Annotated in this window: 21 protein-coding genes; 14 read left to right on the top strand and 7 right to left on the bottom strand. The window is 40.1% G+C overall.

The window, feature by feature from the left end:
- Positions 1-51: 51 nt before the first annotated feature.
- Positions 52-1,557: an OmpP1/FadL family transporter gene (locus ACFQZJ_RS05015; protein ID WP_379932741.1), complete on the top strand. Its 1,506-nt coding sequence runs from the start codon at positions 52-54 to the stop codon at positions 1,555-1,557.
- A 603-nt stretch (positions 1,558-2,160) separates the two neighbouring features.
- On the opposite strand, the gene ACFQZJ_RS05010 is transcribed toward ACFQZJ_RS05015, so the two are convergent.
- A complete protein-coding gene (locus ACFQZJ_RS05010; RefSeq protein ID WP_379932739.1) occupies positions 2,161-3,630 on the bottom strand; it encodes a T9SS type B sorting domain-containing protein in 1,470 nt (489 codons plus the stop codon).
- 339 nt (positions 3,631-3,969) lie between these two features.
- Between ACFQZJ_RS05010 and folE the strand changes: the two genes are divergently transcribed.
- Positions 3,970-4,650, top strand: coding sequence for a GTP cyclohydrolase I FolE (gene folE, locus ACFQZJ_RS05005; RefSeq protein WP_379932738.1), 681 nt, complete (start codon positions 3,970-3,972; stop codon positions 4,648-4,650).
- A 14-nt stretch (positions 4,651-4,664) separates the two neighbouring features.
- Entirely contained in the window at positions 4,665-6,143 is a 1,479-nt protein-coding gene (gene cysS / locus ACFQZJ_RS05000) for a cysteine--tRNA ligase (RefSeq protein ID WP_379932737.1), read from the top strand.
- Here cysS and ACFQZJ_RS04995 read toward each other — a convergent pair whose 3' ends face one another.
- Positions 6,144-7,067 carry an AraC family transcriptional regulator gene (locus tag ACFQZJ_RS04995; protein ID WP_379932736.1) on the bottom strand — a complete coding sequence of 308 codons (924 nt, stop codon included), beginning with the start codon at positions 7,065-7,067 and terminating at the stop codon, positions 6,144-6,146.
- A gap of 199 nt (positions 7,068-7,266) precedes the next feature.
- On the opposite strand from ACFQZJ_RS04995, the gene exaC reads away from it, so the two are divergent.
- The 8 genes from exaC (at position 7,267) to ACFQZJ_RS04955 (ending at position 14,154) form a co-directional block, all read left to right on the top strand.
- Positions 7,267-8,790 carry an acetaldehyde dehydrogenase ExaC gene (gene exaC / locus ACFQZJ_RS04990; protein ID WP_379932735.1) on the top strand — a complete coding sequence of 508 codons (1,524 nt, stop codon included), beginning with the start codon at positions 7,267-7,269 and terminating at the stop codon, positions 8,788-8,790.
- A gap of 88 nt (positions 8,791-8,878) precedes the next feature.
- Entirely contained in the window at positions 8,879-9,253 is a 375-nt protein-coding gene (locus ACFQZJ_RS04985) for a DUF779 domain-containing protein (protein WP_379932734.1), read from the top strand.
- Positions 9,254-9,363: 110 nt separating this feature from the next.
- Positions 9,364-9,585, top strand: a complete 222-nt coding sequence (gene yidD, locus ACFQZJ_RS04980) for a membrane protein insertion efficiency factor YidD (protein WP_379933129.1) — start codon at positions 9,364-9,366, stop codon at positions 9,583-9,585.
- Positions 9,586-9,699: 114 nt separating this feature from the next.
- Positions 9,700-10,668, top strand: a complete 969-nt coding sequence (gene lgt, locus ACFQZJ_RS04975) for a prolipoprotein diacylglyceryl transferase (protein WP_379932733.1) — start codon at positions 9,700-9,702, stop codon at positions 10,666-10,668.
- 263 nt (positions 10,669-10,931) lie between these two features.
- Positions 10,932-11,897, top strand: coding sequence for a prolipoprotein diacylglyceryl transferase (gene lgt / locus ACFQZJ_RS04970; protein ID WP_379932731.1), 966 nt, complete (start codon positions 10,932-10,934; stop codon positions 11,895-11,897).
- A 14-nt stretch (positions 11,898-11,911) separates the two neighbouring features.
- The gene (locus ACFQZJ_RS04965) at positions 11,912-12,397 is read left to right on the top strand and encodes a DUF192 domain-containing protein (protein ID WP_379932730.1); all 486 of its coding nucleotides are present in this window, start codon (positions 11,912-11,914) and stop codon (positions 12,395-12,397) included.
- A gap of 4 nt (positions 12,398-12,401) precedes the next feature.
- On the top strand, positions 12,402-12,920 hold the full coding sequence (locus tag ACFQZJ_RS04960) for a GNAT family N-acetyltransferase (protein ID WP_379932728.1): 519 nt from the start codon (positions 12,402-12,404) through the stop codon (positions 12,918-12,920).
- 1 nt (position 12,921) lies between these two features.
- Positions 12,922-14,154, top strand: a complete 1,233-nt coding sequence (locus ACFQZJ_RS04955; protein WP_379932726.1) for an ATP-binding cassette domain-containing protein — start codon at positions 12,922-12,924, stop codon at positions 14,152-14,154.
- Between the two features lie 454 nt (positions 14,155-14,608).
- Here ACFQZJ_RS04955 and secDF read toward each other — a convergent pair whose 3' ends face one another.
- The 3 genes from secDF to ACFQZJ_RS04940 form a co-directional block, all read right to left on the bottom strand.
- Positions 14,609-17,584, bottom strand: a complete 2,976-nt coding sequence (gene secDF / locus ACFQZJ_RS04950) for a protein translocase subunit SecDF (RefSeq protein ID WP_379932724.1) — start codon at positions 17,582-17,584, stop codon at positions 14,609-14,611.
- A gap of 103 nt (positions 17,585-17,687) precedes the next feature.
- Positions 17,688-18,305 (bottom strand): hypothetical protein, encoded by a 618-nt coding sequence (locus tag ACFQZJ_RS04945; protein ID WP_379932722.1) that lies wholly within the window; start codon positions 18,303-18,305, stop codon positions 17,688-17,690.
- Between the two features lie 138 nt (positions 18,306-18,443).
- On the bottom strand, positions 18,444-19,370 hold the full coding sequence (locus ACFQZJ_RS04940) for a malate dehydrogenase (RefSeq protein WP_379932720.1): 927 nt from the start codon (positions 19,368-19,370) through the stop codon (positions 18,444-18,446).
- Between the two features lie 84 nt (positions 19,371-19,454).
- On the opposite strand from ACFQZJ_RS04940, the gene ACFQZJ_RS04935 reads away from it, so the two are divergent.
- From ACFQZJ_RS04935 to ACFQZJ_RS04925, 3 genes are all read left to right on the top strand, one after another.
- Entirely contained in the window at positions 19,455-20,033 is a 579-nt protein-coding gene (locus ACFQZJ_RS04935) for a hypothetical protein (protein ID WP_379932718.1), read from the top strand.
- A 216-nt stretch (positions 20,034-20,249) separates the two neighbouring features.
- The gene (locus tag ACFQZJ_RS04930) at positions 20,250-20,606 is read left to right on the top strand and encodes a type II toxin-antitoxin system RelE/ParE family toxin (protein WP_379932716.1); all 357 of its coding nucleotides are present in this window, start codon (positions 20,250-20,252) and stop codon (positions 20,604-20,606) included.
- A complete protein-coding gene (locus tag ACFQZJ_RS04925) occupies positions 20,590-20,892 on the top strand; it encodes a helix-turn-helix domain-containing protein (protein ID WP_379932715.1) in 303 nt (100 codons plus the stop codon). Before ACFQZJ_RS04930 ends, ACFQZJ_RS04925 begins: the two co-directional genes overlap by 17 nt.
- 408 nt (positions 20,893-21,300) lie before the next feature.
- On the opposite strand, the gene ACFQZJ_RS04920 is transcribed toward ACFQZJ_RS04925, so the two are convergent.
- Positions 21,301-22,317 carry a DUF6588 family protein gene (locus ACFQZJ_RS04920; RefSeq protein WP_379932713.1) on the bottom strand — a complete coding sequence of 339 codons (1,017 nt, stop codon included), beginning with the start codon at positions 22,315-22,317 and terminating at the stop codon, positions 21,301-21,303.
- Positions 22,318-22,459: 142 nt separating this feature from the next.
- A complete protein-coding gene (gyrB, locus tag ACFQZJ_RS04915) occupies positions 22,460-24,388 on the bottom strand; it encodes a DNA topoisomerase (ATP-hydrolyzing) subunit B (RefSeq protein ID WP_379933127.1) in 1,929 nt (642 codons plus the stop codon).
- Positions 24,389-24,615: the final 227 nt, after the last annotated feature.

Below are 24,615 nucleotides of genomic sequence, written 5' to 3'. Positions count from 1 at the left end.
GGCAATAGATGGCAATTATTTTTAGTTTACTTAAAATTTAAAAAAAAAGCAATGAAAAGGTATTTAACTTTCATTTTAGCATTCTTATGTGTTTTTGCGAGTGCACAAAATATAAATGACGTGTTGCGATACGGAACCGAAGAAATTCAAGGAACAGCACGTTTTCAGAGTATGGGAGGCGCCTTTGGGGCACTTGGAGGCGACTTGTCCGCATTGAATATCAACCCTGCAGGAGCTGCGGTATTCAACAATACCTTAGTTACCTTTTCCGGAACCTTCTTCGCCACGGACAACCAGGTAAATTATTTTGGCACCCAAACCAATAGCAACGTTAACGAAACCAATATCAACCAAGTAGGCGGGGTTTTTGTTTTCAACAATACAAATCAAAATTCTGATTGGAAGAAATTTTCCCTAGCATTGAACTATGATTTGGCACGTAATTTTGAAAACAGTTACTTGGTATCCGGTAGAAGTAATCAAGGAATCGATTCCTATTTCCTGAACTTTGCACAGGGGACTCCCCTTGGCGCTATTTTGCTTGACGATGGAGAACTAATTGAAAATGGATACTTGGATATAGGTGCTAATGGTGGATTTAGCGACCAACAGGCATTTCTAGGATATTACGGAGGGGTTCTTGATCCACTCGATGATGACCCGGAAACAGATCAGTACATCAGTAATGCTTCGTATGCCAACGTAGACCAGCAATTACAACGTAGTAGCATAGGATATAATTCCAAGTTTACGGCAAACATAGCCTCACAATATAAGGACAAATTATATTTGGGAGCATCCTTAAATTTTCATAGCATATTCAACGAGCGCTTAGACCGCCTAACGGAAACCGGTTATGACGCAAATTCCGAGATACAACGCACCACGTTTGACAACTTACTCCTTACCCAAGGAAACGGGTTTTCCTTTACGTTGGGCGCTATCGCAAAATTAAACGAGTCTGTTCGTATTGGCGGAAGCTACCAGTCCCCAACGTGGTATCGCTTGGATGATGAACTTTCTCAACGCATAAACTCCGACCTAGCGGATGAGGACATCAACTTTATAGATTTCAATATCATTAACCTGTTTGAAAGGTATACCATTCAAACGCCCAGTAAATTAACTGGGAGCCTGGCGGTTATCTTTGGTAAAAATGGACTGTTAAGTTTTGATTATGGATACCAAGATTTTTCGAATGCCCAATTACGTCCCCAAAGCGATCCAAGTTTCCAAACGGTTAATAGCGATATTACGAACCAATTAGGCGTCGTTTCTACCTACAGACTTGGAGGCGAGTACCGGATAGCCCAGGTTAGCCTTAGGGCTGGATACCGTTTTGAACAGAGTCCGTACGTAAATACGGATACTATCGGAGATTTAAACAGTATTTCTGGGGGTATTGGCTATAATTTTGGCGGAAGCAGATTGGACTTTTCCCTAAATAGGATAGATCAACAGGTAAATGAGCTATTATTGGATACCGGATTGATTACCCCCGCCACGATAGATCGCATACGCACCAATGCCACTCTTAGTTATACAATAAACTTTTAAGTATAATACCAATTTAAATTCCAGATGTCGCATAAAACAAGTTTCTTTTTTACTCATTTGGCGTCATAAAATAGAACCATAGCTAATGCTATGCTTAGATTTCATTCCTAAACTGAGAAAAAAATAATTCAAATTTTCAATACGACATTCAAAACTTAAATTGGTATAATCATTTGAAAACCAATTATTAAAAATTACATGATTCTCTTTGTAGTCGTAGCACATTAAAAAACTAATTCGCTATGATTAGATTAGAAATCCACAGGTTTTAATGAAGGAATGAAAATGTGAACGGTTATTGTGCAAATAGGTTATTCAGTTGTTTACTTCGAATTACGGAACAACACGTTAATCAATAACCAAAGTGCTAAAATGTTTATAGTAATTGAAGTAGCTGCACTAAATGCAGGGTTTAAACCTTTGACTAGAAAAGAAACCCTGAATCAATTAGAAATAACTTTAATTGGACTTAGTTCCTTCTGGATAGGTAATAAAATGACAAACCATAATACATACCTATCGCTACAATTTAAAATAGTTCCCGATAATAATAAGTAGCTGTAATTCTAGATACCATGGTATGTTTTATATCCCAAGAATACCTTAGCGCTTTAAGGTAAAGTGAGTCCTTCTTGTTTTAGCAACAATGGGGGCTATGTTGTCATTTTCGGAATACTCAAACCTGAACCAATAATCTGTTGATGGCATTTGGCTTCCGTTATACGTACCGTCCCAGGTATCGGCTACGCCCAGCTGCTTTAACAATTTGCCATAACGGTCAAAAATAAAGACAGCTACATCAGAAATACTAGTAGCGTCTATCCCTTGGATATTCCATTCATCGTTAATACCATCTCCATTGGGTGTGAAAAATTTTGGATAGGCAAATACCACAAAAGGTATAGGCTCGGTTATCCCGCATCCATTCTTATCGTTTATGATAACGGTATTCTCCCCAGGCGGAACATTCATAAAAATAGGATTATCCTGAAACTCTCCTCCATTTATGGCAAATTCATAAGAACTATCCCCGTCCATAATAAACGCCACATTATTTTGATCTGGGTCTATAGAAAGGTTGGTGTCCAAAATTTCTACCCGGTCTAAAATTGGGTCGCCATAAAATGTAATAAGAATACCACCAACGTCGGCGACAACAGGTGGTGTGCCTGAGTTTGTGGTTATTACCGCAAAATAGCGCCCCGAAGCTGGACTTGATACCACCAATTCTGCACCAAAGGGGCCTGAACCAGTCAGCGTAGCGTCCACCGTACCATCATCCTCATAATCTACAGTCCATTCTACGTTGGCAATGTCAGAGCCAGCGGGAGAACGTAATGCACTTAGTAAAATATCCGGGTCGCCCTCACATGCAACGATATCCAAGCCCAAAAACTCATCGCGCAGCGTACAATCCAAAGCGGTATCTTGGTCGGCCTGTACAGAGTTTCCCGTAAACGTTAGCATAAACGGCTCCGGGTCATCGTCAAAATTAGTGTTAAAATTATTTATCAATATATAATACAATTCACCCGGCTGTACGTCCAACCACTCGTCATACGTATTTTGGCTACCGATTAAAAATGGGGCACCTTCCTGACCGTTTTCAGGATTCACCCCTATTCCAGTAAATTCGGTATTGTTTACTTCATAGTTGCACCGAATAGGCTCGGAAGTACCGTCACCTATTATCGTACAATAATTCTGTCCATCGGCTTCGTCATAAGGACCGTAAACAGCAAAATCCCATTCCGCTGTTGGTGTTCCCGTTCCCCCATTGGTAGGCATCGCCTGGATATCAAAACCTACCTGGCCAGCTGTACCGGCACGAAACACATACCAAGATGTATTATTTTCAATATTGGCAGAACTAACACTACCCTTCTCCAGACAACCTGTTTGGGTAATTACGTCAGGATCAAAATCATCGATATCCCCGCCGCCATCGGCCAGACCAAAAATAGGCATGTCCGCACAAACAGGTATGGCGGTTCTACAATCGGGTGAATTTTGTGCCTGCAAGTTCCCAATACACAGGAACAAACTGCATAAAAATATAGGTAGTGTTCGCATAAAATAAATGGAGCTATTAGTATACTACAACATATATCATAACTGGTAGCTTTACCTTTTAGTATTTTACATCGATTTTTTACGCACTTAATCGATGAAATACAATCATAGGTGCAAGCGATTAGCAAAATCACTTTGATTGGACACGTTGGAAATGATGTGATACCACGTTCTACAAAACCAAGAACACGAAGCATAAACTACTTCTATAACCCAAGTACAAGTATTAGACCCTAAAAGCAGTTCGGCTTCACCTTTATTAATATGCAATACACCGCCTCCCGATATATAAAGTGGCATATAATGTATATCTTTGCGCCCTGTTAAAGCATTGTTTACATGAAAACCGAAGGTACATTGGAAGACCATTTTGAACAGCTAGGTGAAGACCATATTTCCTCATCGGAGGAAACGCCACTTCGCAAAGACGCCTTTGTCCTAAGTGATGAGGAAAAGATACAGCGAATAAACACGAACGTTAGGGACATAATGCTCACATTGGGACTGGACCTAGATGATGATAGTCTAAAGGGAACTCCCAACCGCGTCGCAAAAATGTTCGTCAAAGAGATTTTTGGTGGATTACATCCAGATAAAAAACCTAAATCCTCCACTTTTGACAATAAATACAAGTACGGGGAAATGTTGGTAGAGAAAAACATCACCCTTTACTCCACATGTGAACATCACCTGCTGCCCATTGTAGGTAGGGCACATGTTGCCTACATCTCAAAAGGAACGGTCGTAGGTCTTTCAAAGATGAACCGTATTGTTGATTATTTTGCAAAGAGGCCCCAAGTACAGGAAAGACTAAATATCCAAATTGTAAGAGAACTCCAAAAAGTGCTGGGCACCGATGATGTTGCATGTGTCATAGATGCAAAACACCTTTGTGTAAACTCTAGAGGCATTAGGGATATAGAAAGCAGTACCGTTACCGCGGAATATGGCGGAAAGTTCAAGGAAGAAGCCGTACGCAGAGAGTTTCTTAACTTTATTAACCTAGACACCACGTTCTAATTCTTTCCGAAAAGATGCAACTATACGAACAGCAGAAACTTAGGGTACACAATTCATTAACCGGCAAAAAAGAACTATTCGTTCCTTTAAATCCGGGTTATATTGGCATGTATGTCTGCGGACCTACCGTGTATAGTAATGTTCATCTTGGCAATTGCCGCACCTTTATGTCCTTTGATATGATATTCAGGTATTTTAAACATTTAGGATATAAGGTACGCTATGTGCGCAATATAACAGATGCAGGACACTTGGTAGACGATGCCGAAGATGGGGAAGATAAAATTGCCAAAAAGGCAAGACTGGAACAATTGGAACCCATGGAGGTCGTTCAGCGTTACACGGTTGATTTTCACAACATTCTTGAGAAATTCAATTTTCTGCCACCAAGCATAGAACCAACGGCCACGGGGCATATCATTGAGCAGATTGAAATTATAAAGGTTATTATTGAAAAAGGATACGCCTACGAAATTAATGGTTCTGTATATTTTGATGTCGTAAAATTCAACAAAACCAACGACTACGGAAAACTAAGCGGCCGAAAGTTGGAGGACATGATCGCGAACACTCGCGAGCTTGCCGCACAGGATGAGAAACGAAGCCCACAGGATTTTGCCCTTTGGAAAAAAGCAGAGCCAGCACATATTATGAGATGGCCCTCCCCGTGGGGCGATGGTTTTCCAGGGTGGCATTTGGAATGTACGGCAATGAGTACAAAATATTTGGGAGAAACATTTGATATACACGGTGGTGGAATGGATTTAAAATTCCCGCACCACGAATGCGAGATCGCCCAAGCAGAGGCCAGCAACGGCAAATCTCCCGTACAGTATTGGCTGCATACCAATATGCTTACCCTTAACGGCAAGAAAATGGCCAAATCTACAGGGAATAGCATTCTACCTGGTGAAATCTTTTCGGGGGACAATGAAATCCTAAGTAAGGCATTTTCTCCGTCCATGGTGCGCTTCTTTATGATGCAAGCACATTACACCAGTATTCTGGACATAAGTAATGATGCATTGCTTGCATCGGAAAAAGGATTCAACAAATTAATGGAGGCCATAAATACCGTGGACAGCCTAGCCGAAGGAAAGCAGACCCAATTTGACGTCCATGCATGGAAACAATCCTGTTATGATGCCATGAACGACGATTTTAACACCCCCATCTTAATCGCAAAACTGTTTGATGCCGTAAAGCACATAAATCTTATAAAAGAAGGTAAAGAATCAATAACCGCAGACGACAAAACGGTACTCAAAGAAACCATACAAGCTTTTGTTTTTGATGTATTGGGTCTGGAAAACAAAACAAACTCGGCAGCGGATACCGAAAAACTCAGTGGCACTGTAGAACTGTTGATTCAGCTTAGAAAAAACGCTAGGGAAAACAAGGACTTTGCAACATCGGATAGTATACGAGACCAGTTGGCAGCTTTGGGCATTCAACTTAAAGATGGGAAAGAGGGTACGACCTTTAGCCTCTGATCACCTTCGAAAGGCAGCATTTAGAATATTTGCCTTATAAGCACCGGGAGCTATTTTTTGTCTATTCTTAAAGACCCTATTGAAATAGGACCGACTCTCAAAACCACAATCCAGATACACGTCTTTGATGCTACGCTTTGTGTCCTGCAACAAACCCACCGCTAGTTTTATGCGCTCATTGTTTATAAATTCTACTGGCGAAATTCCTAATTCGGATTTGAACTTACGATAAAAATGTGACGGACTCATGCAGGCCATCCTACTCAAATCATCTACCTGCAAGCTACTGCTAAGGTTCTCACGAATATAGCGTATGACCCCTGCCAATCGGCTCTCATTTGTAAGGCTTAAGGTCTCGTTACTATAAATCCTACATTCGTTGGTCTGTAAAATCCGGATAATTAGTTCCCGCAACATATTATCCACAAAAAAATCCTTTGAAGGATGATTTTCGGAAAAAAGGAACAAAAGTCGTTTTAATATTTGAAAAATACCGGGATCATTTATAAAATGAAAATTGTAATTCATTAATTCCCACTCCCCTTTACCATCCTTTGGCATTTGTTCGTTCATAAACTGCATTACCCTTTTTATCTTATCCTCGGATATCGCCATTGCCAAACAACGTGTCGGATTTTTTGACATGGCTTCGGGGAAATCTATGCACATTTGTTCATGGGCAGGTAGCAACAAAGATTCTCCAGGTAAAAAATCAAAAGACTCAAAGTCCCGCAAGTGCATTACCTTTTTTCCCTCTATCATACTCGCCAATACGGGCTGCTCAAATTTTAAAAGCACTTGTTCTGCTTGCTCATGGGTTTCAAATACGTGCAAGGCAGCATTGTTCATGGTATAGGAAGTCTGGTTTTCAACCAAGGTTTCCAACCGTCTTTCGTTCAAAATTTTTTGAGATACCCGTAGCACAATAATTCTATTTTTAAGATTGTAAAAAGTACAAAAATTTAAGCTTAAAAAAATCATAAAATTAATAAATGATATTATTGTTCATATTATTCACAGAATACGTCAGATATATCAAGAATCTTATAATTACATTTAGATTCAATTTTTTGCAAATAATCGTCTCATCAAAATCGAATAGAAACCTTAACATATAAATACCATGAGTAATACAGCAACAGTAGAAAAGGATGTTTTAGAAAAACCGACGTTTAAAAATCAATATGAAAACTTTATCGGCGGCAAATGGGTAGCACCGACCAAGGGCGAATATTTTGAAAATACCAGCCCGGTAGATGGAAAATCCTTTACCAAAATTCCAAGATCAACGGCAGAGGATATCGAAAAAGCGATCGATGCCGCATGGGAGGCAGCTGCCACTTGGAATGTATCCTCCGCAACGGAACGCAGTAACATGCTGCTTAAAATTGCCGATAGAATGGAGCAGAACTTGGAAGTTTTGGCCAGGGCCGAAACTTGGGACAATGGAAAGGCCATACGGGAAACCAGGGCGGCAGACCTGCCATTGGCCATTGACCACTTTAGATATTTTGCAGGAGTGATAAGGGCAGAGGAAGGATCTGTAAGCGAACTTGATGCCAACACCGTAGCCCTTAACGTTACGGAGCCCTTAGGTGTTGTTGGACAGATTATACCATGGAATTTCCCCATATTAATGGCTACCTGGAAGTTGGCTCCTGCTTTGGCAGCGGGGAATTGCGTTATTCTTAAACCTGCGGAACAAACTCCTGTAGGCATTTTGGTGTTAATGGAAATGATTCAGGATATTTTACCTGCCGGAGTGCTAAACGTGGTAAACGGGTTTGGAGCGGAAGCAGGTAAACCTTTGGCTTCCAGTCCACGCATAAATAAAATAGCATTTACCGGGGAAACGACTACCGGGCAATTAATAATGCAGTATGCCTCTAAGAACATTACACCGGTGACGTTGGAGCTAGGTGGTAAATCACCCAATATCTTCTTTGAAAGTATAATGGATGCCGATGATGATTTTTTTGACAAGTGCATAGAAGGTGCCAATATGTTTGCCCTAAACCAAGGAGAGGTCTGTACGTGTCCGTCACGTATCCTTATTCAAGAAAATATCTACGATGCCTTTATTGCACGGGTGATCGAGCGAACCAAGGCAATTAAAATGGGCCATCCTTTAGACCCGAACACCATGATGGGAGCGCAGGCCTCCAATGACCAATTTGAAAAAATTCTAAGCTACATCAAAATAGGTAAAGAAGAAGGATGCGAAGTTTTAACAGGCGGCGAACAAGCATACAACGAAGGGCTAGAAGGTGGTTTTTACATACAGCCCACCCTTTTAAAGGGCAATAATAAAATGCGTGTTTTTCAAGAAGAGATTTTTGGCCCGGTAGCCTGCGTAACTACCTTTAAAGACGAAGCGGAGGCCATAGCCATAGCCAATGACACCTTATACGGACTAGGTGCCGGGGTATGGACCAGGGATACCCACCAAGCCTATACCATATCGCGGGCGATACAGGCCGGAAGGGTCTGGGTGAACTGCTATCACCTCTATCCCGCCCATGCCCCTTTTGGAGGATACAAAAAATCAGGTATTGGAAGGGAGAACCATAAAATGATGCTGGCACACTACCGCCAGACTAAGAATATGTTGATTTCTTATGACAAGAAAGCAATGGGGTTCTTCTAACACAAACAGTTTAGCACATGACAAAAACAGAAATGCCCCATTTTTATTTACATCTGTTTTTGTCATGTACTTGGCATAAACAAACAATATGACAATCAAAAGAGTATTGGTAACAGAAAAGGCAGCAGCCATTATCAACCAATTGAAGGACACCCACGGGGAGCTTATGTTCCACCAAAGTGGAGGCTGTTGCGATGGATCCGCACCTATGTGCTTTACAAAGGGAGACCTTCTGCTAGATGACAATGATGTTTGGCTAGGTACCATAGAAGGCTGCGATTTTCACATGTCAAAAGATCAGTTCGAGTATTGGAAGCATACCCAGCTCACTATTGATGTAACCCCTGGCAGGGGAGCCAGTTTCTCTTTGGAAATTCCCTTGGGGATTCGGTTTCTGATTCGCTCACGGCTTTATACCCCAGGGGAATCGGAACAACTGGAGCCCGTAAGGTTTGGAGCCTGACCGGATATAGTTGAAAAAGCCCGCATTGGTAATGCGGGCTTTTTAATTTTTGACCTACGTTTGCTTTACACTAACTTTGAATCCGTAATTAACTAAGTTTGAAGTTGTCCATTAAAAAAATCCTGATTGCCCCTTTCGTACTTCTTGTACGTTTCTACCAGTTGGCGATATCGCCCTACTTACCGGCAACCTGCCGCTACTCCCCTACATGCTCGCAGTATACGCTAGAAGCTTTAAAAAAGCATGGTCTGTTTAAGGGCGGTTGGCTCGCTATAAAACGAATAGGCAGCTGTAATCCTTGGGGCGGAAAAGGCTACGACCCGGTGCCTTAAAAAACATAAAATCAAATTTAAAAATTAGCTCAAATAACCGTTATAGACACCTCCAATCGATAGAAGCCTTTAAGGCCGTTATCTAATTGGCTATCTTAGCCAAAAACACATAAAATGTACTTTTTAGGTTTCAACTGGAATCCCGATGGAACGCTGTTCAACATCGGCTTCATTCAAATAAAATATTACAATTTATTTTGGATATTAACTTTTGTAGTAGGTTGGTACCTGATGAAAAAAATATTCAACAAGGAGCAGAAATCCATGGAAAAACTGGATTCTCTTTTTGTACATTGTGTGGTATCCATTATGCTTGGCGCACGGCTTGGACATGTGTTCTTTTATGATTGGGACTATTATAAAAATCATATCGTAGAAATACTATTGCCCGTTCGGGCAAACGAGAACGAAACTCTTTTTGGTTTTATTGAGGGTTATGAGTTTACAGGTTTTGCAGGTTTAGCTAGCCATGGTGCAATGATAGGAGCATTGATCGCCTTGTTTTTGTTTTCTAGAAAGCAGAGGGATATCAGTTTTTTATGGATACTGGACAGGGTGGCCGTTGTTTCGGCTATCGGCACCGCGTTTATACGTATCGGAAATTTTTTCAATTCAGAAATCAATGGGAATATTGTAGATAAATCGTTCGTATTCGCCACCCGCATGATTCGTGATTCCGATGATATGCCAGCATACAGGGCAATGCAATTGACAAAGGAACAAACGCCCAATGCCGCATATAAGGCAATCGAACATAAACCTGAATTCTTCCAAATACTCCAAGAAATACCCTATAGACATCCGGTGCAGTTATATGAAGCTTTTTTATATGTGTTGTTATTCGGATTATTGTGGCACACGTATTGGAAAACGAACAAAAGAGAAAAACAAGGGTTTTTATTCGGTTTGTTTATGGTAGGTCTTTGGTCGTCCAGGTTTGTGGCAGAATATTTCAAGAAAAGTCAAGGTGGCTTTGAGGATACATGGGGTACATTTTCAACCGGTCAATGGTTAAGCATCCCTATGATACTTATAGGGCTCTATTTTATATTGAGACCCATAACACCTATTGACAAAAAATAAAAGACCATTCTGCTTGGTTCCCGGTCTTTACGTATCGTTTTACATCAGCGGTACAAAAACACCAACTAAAACAAAAGCACTATACAATTTGGTCATTTTTATCTGTAACCTTAAGGGTTGTTTCTAAGTAAATACATAAATAATATAATGCCTTGCTTATATTATGATGATTTTAGAAGCCCAATTAGTTTTGAGTAGATGCAACTGTATTTACTCAAAAGGATTTTCTATTTTAGTATCTTAGCCGTTCCAAACAAACAACTATGCATTTTTTAGGTATTACGTGGAATCCGAACGAAACCTTGTTCAATATTGGTTTTGTTCAGATAAAATATTACAATCTTTTATGGATTATTTCCTTTGCTCTGGGTTGGTACCTAATGAAGCGAATTTTCGATAAAGAAAAAAAATCAGTAGAGCAATTGGATTCCCTGTTCATCCATACCGTTTTAGGTACCATGCTTGGTGCGCGATTGGGACATGTAATATTCTATGATTGGGACTATTATAAAGATCATCTGTTGGAAATTTTATTGCCGATCAGGGAAAGTAGTACGGGGAGCTTACTTTTTGGATTAATAGAGGGTTACGAGTTCACGGGCTTTACAGGTTTGGCAAGCCATGGCGCAACTATTGGCGTTATATTGGGTATGTATATTTACACCAGAAAATACCCTGAGTTTAAGCTGCTATGGATTTTGGACCGAATGGTGATTCCATTTTCCATTGGTGCTTTTTGCGTACGTTTGGGCAATTTTTTCAATTCGGAGATAAACGGAAAAATAGTGGACAAATCCTTTATTTTCGCCACGCGCTTTATACGTGATTCGGACGACCTACATCCTTCAAAAGCCTTGGCCGTCACAAAAGAAAAAACACTGAACGCAGCGTATGACGCTATTGAGAACAATCCCGAATTTGCTCAATACTTAGAAGAAATTCCATATCGTCATCCAGCGCAACTCTATGAAGGCATCTGCTATATCTTCATTTTTATACTATTATACTACTTGTATTGGAAAACCAATAAAAAAAATAAGCAAGGTTATCTGCTAGGGCTATTCCTAGTACTGTTATGGACGGTACGATTCTTTGTTGAGTTCGTTAAGAAAAGTCAAGGAGGTTTTGAAGAAACATGGGGATTGCTCTCCACCGGACAGTGGCTTAGCGTTCCGTTTATCATAGTTGGCCTCTATCTTATGTTTAGACCAGGCACTAAAAAGGCTTAGCTAATTTTAGCAGTATGCGTATAAAAAACAAGTTGTGGTTTATGTTGATTGTCCTCTTTATGTTCTCCTGTAAAGAAGAAAATAAGACCACCATTAAAACAGAAGAAGTTACGTTCACAAAGGAAGGCAATCTGGATATCTTCAAAAAAGAGTCGGATTCCTTAGCGATCAGGCTGGATATTGAAATTGCGGAGTCGGACTATGAGACCCAAACGGGACTAATGTACCGCAACGGTATGGAAAAAAACCAGGGTATGCTCTTTATCTTTCCAGATGTTGCCATGCATTCCTTTTATATGAAAAACACTGCATTTGCTTTGGATATTATTTTTATTGATGCGTCCTTGAAGATTGTAAGCTTCCAAGAAAATACAGAACCATTTAACCAAGACGGGCTTTCTTCCAAAGTCCCTGTAAAATATGTTTTGGAAGTAAACGCAGGGCTTGTGCAAGAATGGCAGTTGGAAATCGGCGACCGCATTGTATTCGAAAGAGACTGATCTTATGAAATATCTATTGGCAGGAGAAGAAAGCCAACGCCTTTTGTTTAGAACAATTCTTACTTCGGATTTCGATGCCTGGCTTCCTTTTCACCAAAACCCGTTAAGCTCCCAACATTGGACAGGACCGCCAAAGGACCCGGTTGAAGCTTGCCAACAACAATTCGATGCAATCTTCGAACGGTATATAAACAACAAAGGAGGCATGAATGCGCTCATCTGCAAAAAAACTACAGATCTTGTCGGTTTCTGTGGCCTTTTAATGCAAACAGTAAAAGGCAAGGACGAATTGGAAATTGGATATTCTATTCTACCCTCATATTGGGGTAATGGTTACGCCACGGAGGCCGCCATTAAATGCAAAGAAGTTGCCTTTGTAAATGCATGGGCCCCACATTTGATTTCCATTATTCATGTTGATAATTTACCATCCAAAAAAGTAGCACTTAAAATTGGTATGGAGTTACGTGAAACAACCAGCTACAAGCAAAACCCAGTAGAAATATTCGCTATAAATCATTGATATGACGACGCATTGGGCCATATATATTGATAACGATTCCCACAAATCCGGATTCATTGAAGAGGTGCTTAAACAAGGTCAAACAGTATTTAAGTTTCCTGTAAAAAAGAAAGGCGCGCTGTTTTCTCCTTTAGCGGTGACAAAGTTTATCAACAAAGAAGAGCAATATGGGCGTAGCGCACTAAAAAATTCACGACAGCCCTTAAAAACCATGTCAAGCGGTGAACAAAAGAAAGCACTGTTAAATTTCATAATCCAAGAACAACCAGACTATATCATTCTTGATAATCCGTTTGATAATCTGGACATTGATTCTCAAGCAGAACTAAAGCAATTGCTTATTCAAAAATCACAAGACATTAGTTTTATACAGCTTGCTAGCAGAAAATCTGATATACTGCCTTTTATCAACCGTTTCGGAACCCTTAAAGAAGGTGAATTCATACAGCTCGATGCTAAAAGCACTACCGATACGATTAACGCAACACCTGTATTCAATAAACAGCTTCCGAAACCGATACATACCCATGGTTCCGTAACGAACATTCTGATCGAGTTCCGTAATGTTTCTATTTTATACAAGGATAGGCCCATACTTAAAAATATCTCTTGGAAGGTGCAAAAAGGAGATTTCTGGCAGCTTATGGGCAAAAATGGATCGGGTAAAACCACCATGCTATCGATGATATTTGGGGACAACCCCAAGGCTTACGGACAAGACATCTACATCTTTGGAAAAAAGAAGGGAACTGGGGAAAGTGTTTGGGAAATCAAAGAACAGATAGGTTACTTTTCTTCCAACATGACAGATAAATACACCGGTAGACATTCGGTGGAACAAATGCTTATTTCAGGGTTTACGGACGCCGTAGGGCTCTATACACTGCCTACGGAAACACAAAAACAACGCAGCAAGGAATGGTTGGTACTGTTAGGTTTATGGGAAAAGCGAACCACCCTATTTAGATTCCTGTCCACCGGCCAGCAACGACTCCTAATGACCGCAAGGGCAATGGTCAAACACCCCCCGTTATTAATATTGGACGAACCTACCGCAGGTATGGATGATAACGCAGCTGCCCTTTTGGTAGCACTGGTGAACAAAATAGCGCAGGAGACCAACACCTCTATTATTTTTGTTTCCCACAGGATCGAGCCCGGACTACTACCTAAGTCTATCTACGAACTAGAGATGACCCCTAACGGCTCAACAGGAAGCACCGTACCAGCATAACCGAAGTACATTAGCTTGTGCGAAGTCTATAAGGCAATCAACAGCAGAATACTTTCAAGTTTCAAGGTAAGCGACTCGCTAGCCTTGGTTTGCATCGCTTGGTATACCGAGAAATACCAATTTAAGTTTTGAATGTCGTATTTAAAGCTTAAATTATTTTTCTCAGTTTAGGAATGAAATCTAAGCATAGCATTAGCTATGGTTCTATTTTATGACGACAAATGAGTAAAAAAGAAACTTGTTTTATGCGACATCTGGAATTTAAATTGGTATAAGAATCTCTAGCGACGAAAAACAACTAAAGGCTCATGGTACGGCACCAGTGGAAAACTGGCGATTACCAAGGGAAGTTGAAAAAAACTTAACGATTGTAAAAGCGTACCGTTCTGCGCGGCCAAAAAAAAAGCCGCTACTCCCTAAGGAATAGCGACTCTTTAGTTTGAGTTAGTCTACTTTATTCTTTAACCTCGGCACCGGAACGTATTTTATTACCCAGTGCATCGTACATTATCGGAGTTGCGATAAATACAGATGAATAGGTACCTACGATGACACCTACGATCATAGCGAACATAAACCCTCTTAGTGATTCCCCACCAAAAACAAATATGGTAAGTAATACGACCAATGTGGTTAATGAGGTATTCAATGTTCTACTTAATGTACTATTGATAGCGGTGTTTATATTTTGTCCACTTTTCCATCCGCGCTCTGCGATTATCTCACGAATACGGTCAAAAACAACCACGGTATCGTTCAAGGAATACCCAATAACCGTAAGTATGGCCGCTATGAAAGCTTGGTCTATTTCCATGTTAAACGGCATCAGTTTTCCGAAAATAGAGAACACACCGAGTACGATCAAAACATCATGGAAAACGGCAGCAACCGCTCCCAAAGAGAATTGCCATCTACGGAAACGCAACAAAATATAAAGGAACACCACGGCCAAAGACCCTAGAATTGCCAAGAAAGCATTATTCTTAATATCATCCGCAATGGTAGGCCCCACCTTAACGGACTGCATAATACCTATGGCCTTATCGGCACTACCGATCATAAAATCCTGCTTACCAATACCATCCGGTAAATATTTTTGCAAAGACGTATATAATTTGTCCTGTATCTCGTTATCAACGGCTATCCCCTCTACATCTACTTTATAAGGGGTGGTTATCTTAATCTGATTGGATTCTCCAAATGTTTTAACCTGTGTACCACTTCCAAAAACGTCATTAAGTTCAGATGCAATTTCAGAGGGGTTTACCTGCTGCTCAAAGCGAACTGTATAGGAACGCCCGCCAATAAAATCTACCCCTTGTTGTAAGCCAGGGCCTGCAAACAGTGAAAACAAGCCTACAGCCACCAATATTCCAGAAATCACATAAGCTATCTTTCTTTTGATCAAGAAATCGATATTCATGTTTTTAAACAATCCTTTGGTGATGGCCGTAGAGAAATCCAAGCTTCTGCCTTTACCGCCAAGATACCAATCCACCAAAAGTCTAGTGATAAAAATTGCCGTAAATAAAGAAGTTAGAATACCTATAAGTAAGGTAGTAGCAAATCCTTTTATGGGTCCGGAACCGAATACAAAGAGTATGATCGCCGTAAGACCAGTAGTAATGTTCGCGTCCAAAATAGAGGACAAGGCATTGCTAAAACCGTCGGATACGGCTTGTCCCCTACCTTTACCTTTAGCCAATTCTTCCTTAATACGCTCAAAGATAAGTACGTTCGCATCTACCGACATACCTATCGTAAGTACAATACCTGCGATACCGGGTAATGTTAGTACGGCATTTAAACTGGTGAGTACTCCGAATATCAACAGAATATTCAATAGGAGCGCCACATCTGCAAAAGAACCTGCCTTACCATAATAAAAAATCATCCACAACAATACGACCGCCATGGCAATCAAAAAAGACATAAAGCCACTATCGATCGCTTCTTGTCCCAATGAAGGACCTACAATTTCGGACTGAATGATTTCTGCCGAGGCAGGTAATTTACCCGCCCTTAAAACGTTAGCTATATCCTTGGTTTCATTTACCGTAAAATCTCCGGAAATTTCGGTTCTTCCTCCAGAAATACCACCAACAACGGAACAACCTGGCGCAGTATAGACCTTGTTATCCAATACCACCGCAATACCGGTTTGGTTTACGTTGGCATCACTAGTGAGTTTTTGCCATAATTTAGAACCTTTTGAGTTCATGCTCATGGTAACTACAGGCTTGCTGAATTGATCGAACTCTCCTCGCGCGTCACTTACCACATCTCCACTAATTCTAGGCTCTCCTTCACGATTGGATTTCAATGCATAAAGATTGATAATTTCAGTATCCTCCGTTGCCGGACGTTCCCAAACGAATTTTACGAACTGAATATCCGCAGGTAACAATCTTCTAATTTCCGGCATTCTTAAATACTCCCCTATCGTAGCGGTATCCTTAATAGCTGCTTGAAACATGGCATTACTTCCAGGGTTTGCCGGAATCAATAATTCGTAAAGCGGATTTACCTGGGTAGCCATATCCAAAGAATCGGATGCTACGTCCGATAATAAAGAATCCAATTCGGTTTCTTCTTTTATTTGCTGTGGCTCGTCAACCTTTACAAAATCCTTTAGTTTCTCGTTTGCCTGAATCAAAAAAGTACTAAAACTGGTATTGTTCTGCGGATAGGTTTCCCAGAATTCCAGTTGGGCCGTACTGGACAACAGATCCTGGGCACGTGCAATATCCCTAGCCCCTGGCAATTCTACTAGAATACGGCCAGAGTTTCCTTCTCTTTGAATATTGGGCTGTGTTACACCAAAACCATCGATACGTTCCCGTAGTACCTCGAATGCAGAAACGATAGATTCATCTATTTTTGTTCTTATAATTGGTCTAACCTGGTCATCCGACATCTGGAAATTAACCTCATCACTTAATCCTTTATTGGAAAATATTTCGGGCGAAGCTAATTTGGTCTCTCCCTTTATATTGTCAAAAGCATCAAAAAACAGGTCCAAATAAGTATCATCGCTACTTTTGGAAGCAACATCGGCATCGGCCAAGGCCTTATTAAAAACTGGATTTTTGGTATTATTCGCCAATCCTTTTAATATATCCTTAACGGATATCTGCAAGGTTACGTTAATACCTCCTTTTAAATCCAGACCCTTGTTCAGCTCCTTTTTCTTGGCTTCGGAATAAGTGGTATAGCCTAGAATAGGGTTCTCGCTTATAGAGTCCAAATAACGGGCTTCAACAGTTTCTCTTTTAGAGACATAATCGTCTTCCGATTCTGAAATACGGCTTATGGCGAATGCTTCTGCCTCGTTTTCTACTTTACTTGTGATAAAAGTATAGGATAGCTGGTAGATACTTACTAACCCGAATAATAAAGCGAAAAGCTTTATAAGTCCTTTATTTTGCATTTTAATAGTTATTTAATTTATGTTATTTAGGTGTAATAAAAACCAAGTCAAATAAACTTTTCGCAAAGTAATTGCGCTGCTTGGTATTCTATGTTATTGGAAGTTAACTGTTGCCATTCACATAAGGTCCTGCCCTTACCTCTGGTATTATTTGCGAAGTGTTATTAATTGATAATGCAATATTCCTATTAATCCTATAAGCTATCTCAACCGTAGGGTTTTGTTCAAAGCCTATTGTATTGCCAAATGTTATAAAGACAGGATTAGAAACTATTTTATCCGCTTGGTCGGGACTTAAAACAAGAGTCGCGTTTAAATTAACAATATCATCTGTTCGCTGGTGCAAATCAGATACGGTTAAACTATACTTTTCAGGAAGGTCTTCTTTTGGATACTCTGAAGGAAATTCTTCTTTGTTCGATATAGAAAATTGGTTTTCTTTGGAAAGAAACTCCTTAACACTAACGGCATCAATATCACTGTAATAACGAATACTTAACTGGGTGCCGTCATTTTCTATTATTTCAATATAAGCGATACCAAGTACCTCTAGTTTCTTGGCAATTACAGCCAAAATTTCATCATGAGCAGTTTCCGAGGCTAGTTCTACATCTGCAAATTTTAATAAAATTTGCTGGTTAGAAGTTCTCTTATGCTCTTGACTTAGCCCCAAAAAGGCTAGAATAATAAATAAAGTGCTAATGCACCATTTTGCATTCATGCGGCAAATATAAAAAGAAAGATTATTCTAGGTAGTATATTTTGTACATTATAAATTTTGAAAGCCCACGGTACACCAACCAACAATGCCTTTATAGTTAGACTATAAAGGCATTGTTTTAGCGCTAAAGGATTTAAACTACACGTCTAAAAGACCATTTGTTTTAGCAACTCCGGCCGCACTTTCCTGCATTTTGTTCTTTTCTGCATCGCTTAACGGAATATCAACGATTTCCTCTATACCATTTCTACCTAATATAACGGGCACCCCGATACAGATATCGTTCAATCCGTATTCCCCTTCCAAAAATGTAGAACATGGGAATAGTTTCTTTTGATCGCATGCAATTGCCTGTACCAAAGCAGAAACTGCCGCTCCCGGAGCGTACCATGCGCTTGTTCCCAACAACTTGGTCAACGTTGCCCCACCTACTTTCGTGTCATCGGCAACTTGCTGTAATCTATCTTCGGATAAAAATTCCGATACCCTAATACTATTTCTTGTAGCGTGCGAGGTCAATGGCACCATGCCCGTATCACTATGACCACCGATAACCATACCGTCTATATCGGAGATCGGAGCTTCCATCGCCTCGGCTAGTCTATATTTAAAACGTGCACTATCCAAAGCACCGCCCATACCTATAATCCTATGCTTTGGCAAGGCTGTGGTTTTATGTACTAAATACGTCATTGTATCCATAGGATTACTAACGACAATTAGAATAACATTTGGCGAATGCTCTATTAAACTGCTAGAAACCGCTTTAACGATACCTGCATTTATACCAATTAACTCCTCCCTGGTCATGCCTGGTTTTCTTGGAATTCCCGAGGTAATCACAGCAATATCGCTATTAGCTGTTTTAGAATAATCGCTGGTACTCCCGGTAATCTTAGTGTCAAAACCATTTAGGGAGGCGGTCTGCATCAGATCCATTGCCTTACCTTCTGCATATCCCTCTTTAATGTCCAAAAGAACAACTTCCGATGCAAAATCCTTTATTGCTATATATTCTGCACAACTTGCTCCTACCGCGCCTGCTCCTACTACTGTAACTTTCATTTTTAGATCAATTTATTTGGTTATCACTTAAGACGTATAGCGTCCTATTCTTGTTTCCATTTTAAGCTCAAAAATAGGTATAAATTGATAAAAAAATGGCTAGATGTCACCAATATTGTCCCACAATACGCCCAAATAAATATCGACGAACGGAGCAACACGTTAAAAAAAAGAGCGGTTCAACGAAGAAAACGGAATTTTGTTACCATACAACGAATTTTAGTAATAAGAGAATCTACATCCTCGTTATCATTTCTGGATACCCAAATCCAAAAACCTACTTTAATGATGAAAAAATTACTTTCATTAATGGCGATACTTGCCATTATATTTTCTAGTAATTGCTCTAGAATTGAACAAAACGACGATCCCATAATAGGGATTTGGATAGAGGCCACATCTTCTTCGGAAACTAGTACCGCAAAAAGTACTACACGAAAAGAATGGATCTTTAACGATGTTTTTCTAGGACGTTACCACGAAATTCAACAAGGACAAATTATTCTGCAAACAGACTTTAAATGGTCTCAGGTAGACGGGATCTACACCGTGGAATATAGAGGTCTTGAAAACAAACCCAACGACATCGTCACCATTAAAACTACTGAGGACGGCACATTGTTACAACAAACCGATGGTAGGATGTTCGCCGTTAGGGAATAAACAAAATTAACAGGGCCATGGGAAAGGGTCTGTCCGGAGCAATCTGGGCAGACTTTTTTAATTCTACATCCTTTCCATTCTGATGAAAACCAGTTAGACTACCATACACGTACAACCTGATGTTGCCATTAATACTGAAAAACTCGTCTTCGTATCAAAAATCCCGAAATAAACTGTAAAATGTTATCTAATTAGCTAACTTTGCACACAATTTAATTGTTAGCAGAATTAAGCGAATTTAATCGGAAAATCGAAATTTATAAAAATCACTTTTGGAATTTTTACAACAAACAAAATGTAAAAGTACAGGACAAAATCGACTGGACTGTAACTTTAATCCAAACAAATAAAATTGTACCTGAGAAGTTTTTTAAACATTTAACAAATACCGACGGATTTTGGGAAATTCGAGTTTCTGCCAACAATGGAATTTTTAGAATATTCTGCTTTTTTGACAAAGGAAACTTGGTTGTCTTGTTAAGCGGATTTAAAAAGAAAACGCAAAAGACACCAAAATCGGAAATTAAACGAGCTGAAAAACTTAAAAATGAGTATTATGAAAACAAAAAATAACGTTACGAATTGGGACGACCATTTAGACGCCAAATACGGAAAAAAAGGAACTGATACGAGAGAAAAGTTCCAAGAAGAATTTGAGGCGTTTAGAATTGGTGTTTTAATACAAGAGGCTAGAAAAAGTAAGAACTTAACTCAACAACAACTTGCAGACAGAGTTGGAACGACTAAAAGTTATATTTCTCGAATTGAAAATAACGCAAGTGATATTAGACTTTCAACTCTGATGCGAATTATCCGAGAAGGATTGGGCGGAAGTCTAAAATTATCGTTGAACGTCTAATTAGTGCGGAAAGTACTAATGGCAACAATGTATCCTATGAAAAATAGCGCGAGTCATTGCTAACACTAAGGTTTGTGCATTTTTGAAAAGTCGTCAAATTTTTATCCCGACACTTCGGGAGACGATTTCCAACAAAAAAGTTAAATAGTAAAATTTAAAAATTCGGCTTGTGTTTCATCCGAAAAGCAACCGCTTATTTTCAGCGCTACTTTTCATATACGGAGCCGATAATCAATACCGTAAAACCGTACCCCTATAATCGGCACTGGCTCCAGTATAGAAAAATACAGCATATCAAACCCTAAAACACCTAGATTAGAAATAACGAGAGATGCTACTCTTTTACTTCATATAAAGCCTGTTATCCCATAAAATAGTAAGGATATCCTTCAGCAATTATATAATGGACTATCGAAAACCAAAATTAACACCCAAAGTTGCGGTATTAAACACCCCTAAATTGTAATCGGCATTTATTCTAAAGAAACCAAGTTTTAGTTTGGCACCTACAGTTCCTGTTACAACGCTTACATTCTCAGCAATGGAAAAAGGATCTATGTATGTTTCAGATGCAAATGGCCCGGAAGTTACACGATATTCCCCTAAAAGATCAGTTTGTGACTTTCCGGTGATATAACCGACACCACCATAAAAATTAATTATCGGTAATTTGGTAGATAGCACGGCACTAAAGGCCCAAGAATTCATTTCTGCTTCAATTCTTTGGTTTGCGCCCTCTACTAAACCTATATCGGAGATGTCGTAGTCTCCGTTTAGTTTCGTATACCCTATTACCCCAGATATAGCGATGGGCAATAGCTTATCAGCAGGCAACCATTTGGTAAAATCGTGCTGTAACCCAAAGCCTATCAATCCAACGGATGCTCCATCATAGGCGATTTTCGGTAAAAATCTAGCTTTTATTTCTGTTCCTTTTAAAATACCAACACTAACTTGCAGATATCCAGAAGGTACAAAATCCAAACCTTCGGCAGAAATACCCGAGGGGAGTTCAAATTCCTGACGAACGTTTAAACCAGCCACCTGTCCTTCTACAAAAACACGGGTTCCCTCCAAACCTCCCAAAGCACTGGACACCGGTCTGGCCATACCAGGATTTTGCACGAAATTTAAATTCTGATATTCATTGGGGTCCAAGACAAAAGTTTGTTTATCCTCCTTGTTCTTATGACTCGTAACCGCTCCTACCAAAGAAATTTCAAATCCACCTAAAGGTTTGGCATCTGCGGTATTGTACCAACCACTAGAAAAACCATATACCGTACTTTCGGAAAAAGGCGCTAAATAGTCGGTCGTAAATCGTTCGGCGTCCTCTAGACCGGCCGCAAAAATTGAATTGATACTAGTTTGTGCGGTCAATAAAGAACAACTACAAATAAACAAACCTGAAATGATACGCTTCATACTGTACTATTTTAACTTTTGATCATTGAGCGATTTTCGCTTTTAAATCTTTCATATTCAACAATACCTGCTGACTATTAATTAGTTAAAACTAAAAAACCTGTACGATACGCACAGGTTTTTGTTGTGAAAGCGGTTATTTCTATGTGTCAATGTTAGCATAGACAGCATTCTTCTCTATAAATTCTCTGCGTGGTGGCACCTCATCTCCCATCAGCATAGAAAATACACGATCCGTTTCGGTCGCATTTTCAATTGTGATTTGACGCAAAGTCCTAAAATCAGGATTCATGGTAGTGTCCCACAGTTGCTCCGCGTTCATCTCCCCAAGACCTTTATACCTTTGAATACCAACACTGCCATTGTAACTATCGGCAATTTCGTCTCGCTCCTTATCACTCCAAGCGTATTGCTTCTTTTGGCCTTTCTTCACCAAATATAAAGGCGGTGTAGCTATATAAACATGACCACCTTCGATGAGCTCCCTCATGTAACGGAAGAAAAATGTTAGTATCAATGTTTCAATGTGGCTACCATCTACATCGGCATCACACATGATCACTACTTTATGGTAGCGCAGCTTATCCAAATTCAAGGCTTTGCTATCGTCCTCCGTTCCTATGGTAACCCCTAAGGCGGTATAAATATTCTTTATTTCCTCGTTTTCAAAAACACGGTGGGGCATTGCTTTCTCCACGTTCAAAATCTTACCACGAAGCGGTAAAATAGCTTGAAATTGTCTATCCCTACCCTGTTTGGCAGTACCCCCTGCCGAATCTCCCTCGACCAAGAATACTTCACAAAGCGCGGGATCCTGTTCGGAACAATCGGATAGTTTACCGGGCAAACCTCCTATGCTCATCACCGTTTTACGCTGTACCATTTCACGGGCCTTTGTAGCCGCGTGCCTTGCCGTAGCGGCCAACACAACCTTTTGGATAATTACCTTGGCATCATCGGGATGTTCTTCCAAATAATTAGTAAGCATCTCCGAAACCGCCTGACTAACGGCGGAGGAAACCTCCCTGTTACCCAATTTCGTTTTGGTCTGCCCTTCAAACTGAGGTTCCTGTACTTTTACGGAAACAATAGCTGTAAGCCCTTCACGGAAATCATCTCCCTGAATCTCGAACTTAAGTTTATCCAGCATTCCGGAAGCATCGGCATACTTCTTTAAGGTAGAGGTAAGCCCTCTTCTGAAACCGGACAGATGTGTTCCTCCTTCATGGGTATTTATATTGTTTACGTACGAATGAAGATTCTCCGTATAACTTGTATTATAGATCATGGCAACCTCAACGGGGATATCGTTTTTCTCCCCTTCCATTGAAATCACATTTTGTATGAGCGATTCTCGGTTGCCGTCCAAAAACTTAACAAACTCCTTTAAACCTTCGTCGGAATAGAATACTTCGGATACAAACTCGCCCTTATCATCCTTTTGACGCTTGTCCGTAATGGAAATCGTTACTCCTTTGTTCAAAAACGAAAGCTCGCGCATCCTATTGGACAAAGTCTCATAACTGTACTCTATGGTTTGGGTGAAAATGGTGGTATCCGGTAAAAAGGTCACTTCTGTACCTCTATCCTCGGGTTTACATTCTCCTATCGTTTTTACGGGATACATGGCTTTACCACGTTCGTATTCCTGCTCCCAAATCTTACCGTCCTTAAAAACGGTAGCCCTTAAATGACTGGACAATGCATTCACACAGGAGACACCAACACCATGAAGACCACCGGAAACCTTATAGGAATCCTTATCGAACTTGCCACCGGCACCAATTTTGGTCATGACAACCTGCAATGCGGAAACGCCTTCCTTTTTGTGCATCCCTACGGGAATACCCCTACCGTTATCCCTTGTAGTAACCGAATTGTCCTCGTTTATGGTAACGCTTATGGTATCGCAATGCCCCCCCATAGCCTCATCGATAGAGTTATCCACTACCTCGTAGACTAAATGGTGCAGTCCCCTAGTACCAACATCACCTATGTACATGGAAGGTCTCATACGCACATGCTCCATACCTTCCAAGGCCTGTATGCTATCTGCGGAATAATCCTTCATGGGTAATTCAGGTTTTTTCTTCAATGCGTCCCCCTTGTTTTCTTCGTCTTCGTTTTTTGCTGCTTCGCTCATAAATTTAAGGTTGTTTGTACTTCAAATTTTGCAATCCTACAAATATACGCAATACCCTATAAAATATGACATTCATCCCATTTCGGGATAGGTAAGTTATCAACAAAAATTGTGGAAAAACAGAACGGGTTTTATACGTTTAAAGCAGCTTTAAA

The organism is Maribacter chungangensis, assembly GCF_042676845.1.
GTDB classification, from domain to species: Bacteria; Bacteroidota; Bacteroidia; order Flavobacteriales; family Flavobacteriaceae; genus Maribacter; species Maribacter chungangensis.
The sequence above is the reverse complement of the archived record's forward strand: the minus strand, read 5'-3'. Positions and strand labels throughout refer to the sequence as shown.

Excerpts from the sequence above, each read along its gene's own strand:
- ACFQZJ_RS05015 (WP_379932741.1), top strand. The coding sequence starts at position 52 with ATGAAAAGGTATTTAACTTTCATTTTAGCATTCTTATGTGTTTTTGCG.
- ACFQZJ_RS05010 (WP_379932739.1), bottom strand. The coding sequence starts at position 3,630 with ATGCGAACACTACCTATATTTTTATGCAGTTTGTTCCTGTGTATTGGG.
- folE (WP_379932738.1), top strand. The coding sequence starts at position 3,970 with ATGAAAACCGAAGGTACATTGGAAGACCATTTTGAACAGCTAGGTGAA.
- cysS (WP_379932737.1), top strand. The coding sequence starts at position 4,665 with ATGCAACTATACGAACAGCAGAAACTTAGGGTACACAATTCATTAACC.
- exaC (WP_379932735.1), top strand. The coding sequence starts at position 7,267 with ATGAGTAATACAGCAACAGTAGAAAAGGATGTTTTAGAAAAACCGACG.
- ACFQZJ_RS04985 (WP_379932734.1), top strand. The coding sequence starts at position 8,879 with ATGACAATCAAAAGAGTATTGGTAACAGAAAAGGCAGCAGCCATTATC.
- lgt (WP_379932733.1), top strand. The coding sequence starts at position 9,700 with ATGTACTTTTTAGGTTTCAACTGGAATCCCGATGGAACGCTGTTCAAC.
- lgt (WP_379932731.1), top strand. The coding sequence starts at position 10,932 with ATGCATTTTTTAGGTATTACGTGGAATCCGAACGAAACCTTGTTCAAT.
- ACFQZJ_RS04965 (WP_379932730.1), top strand. The coding sequence starts at position 11,912 with ATGCGTATAAAAAACAAGTTGTGGTTTATGTTGATTGTCCTCTTTATG.
- ACFQZJ_RS04960 (WP_379932728.1), top strand. The coding sequence starts at position 12,402 with ATGAAATATCTATTGGCAGGAGAAGAAAGCCAACGCCTTTTGTTTAGA.
- ACFQZJ_RS04955 (WP_379932726.1), top strand. The coding sequence starts at position 12,922 with ATGACGACGCATTGGGCCATATATATTGATAACGATTCCCACAAATCC.
- secDF (WP_379932724.1), bottom strand. The coding sequence starts at position 17,584 with ATGCAAAATAAAGGACTTATAAAGCTTTTCGCTTTATTATTCGGGTTA.
- ACFQZJ_RS04945 (WP_379932722.1), bottom strand. The coding sequence starts at position 18,305 with ATGAATGCAAAATGGTGCATTAGCACTTTATTTATTATTCTAGCCTTT.
- ACFQZJ_RS04940 (WP_379932720.1), bottom strand. The coding sequence starts at position 19,370 with ATGAAAGTTACAGTAGTAGGAGCAGGCGCGGTAGGAGCAAGTTGTGCA.
- ACFQZJ_RS04925 (WP_379932715.1), top strand. The coding sequence starts at position 20,590 with ATGAAAACAAAAAATAACGTTACGAATTGGGACGACCATTTAGACGCC.
- ACFQZJ_RS04920 (WP_379932713.1), bottom strand. The coding sequence starts at position 22,317 with ATGAAGCGTATCATTTCAGGTTTGTTTATTTGTAGTTGTTCTTTATTG.
- gyrB (WP_379933127.1), bottom strand. The coding sequence starts at position 24,388 with ATGAAGGATTATTCCGCAGATAGCATACAGGCCTTGGAAGGTATGGAG.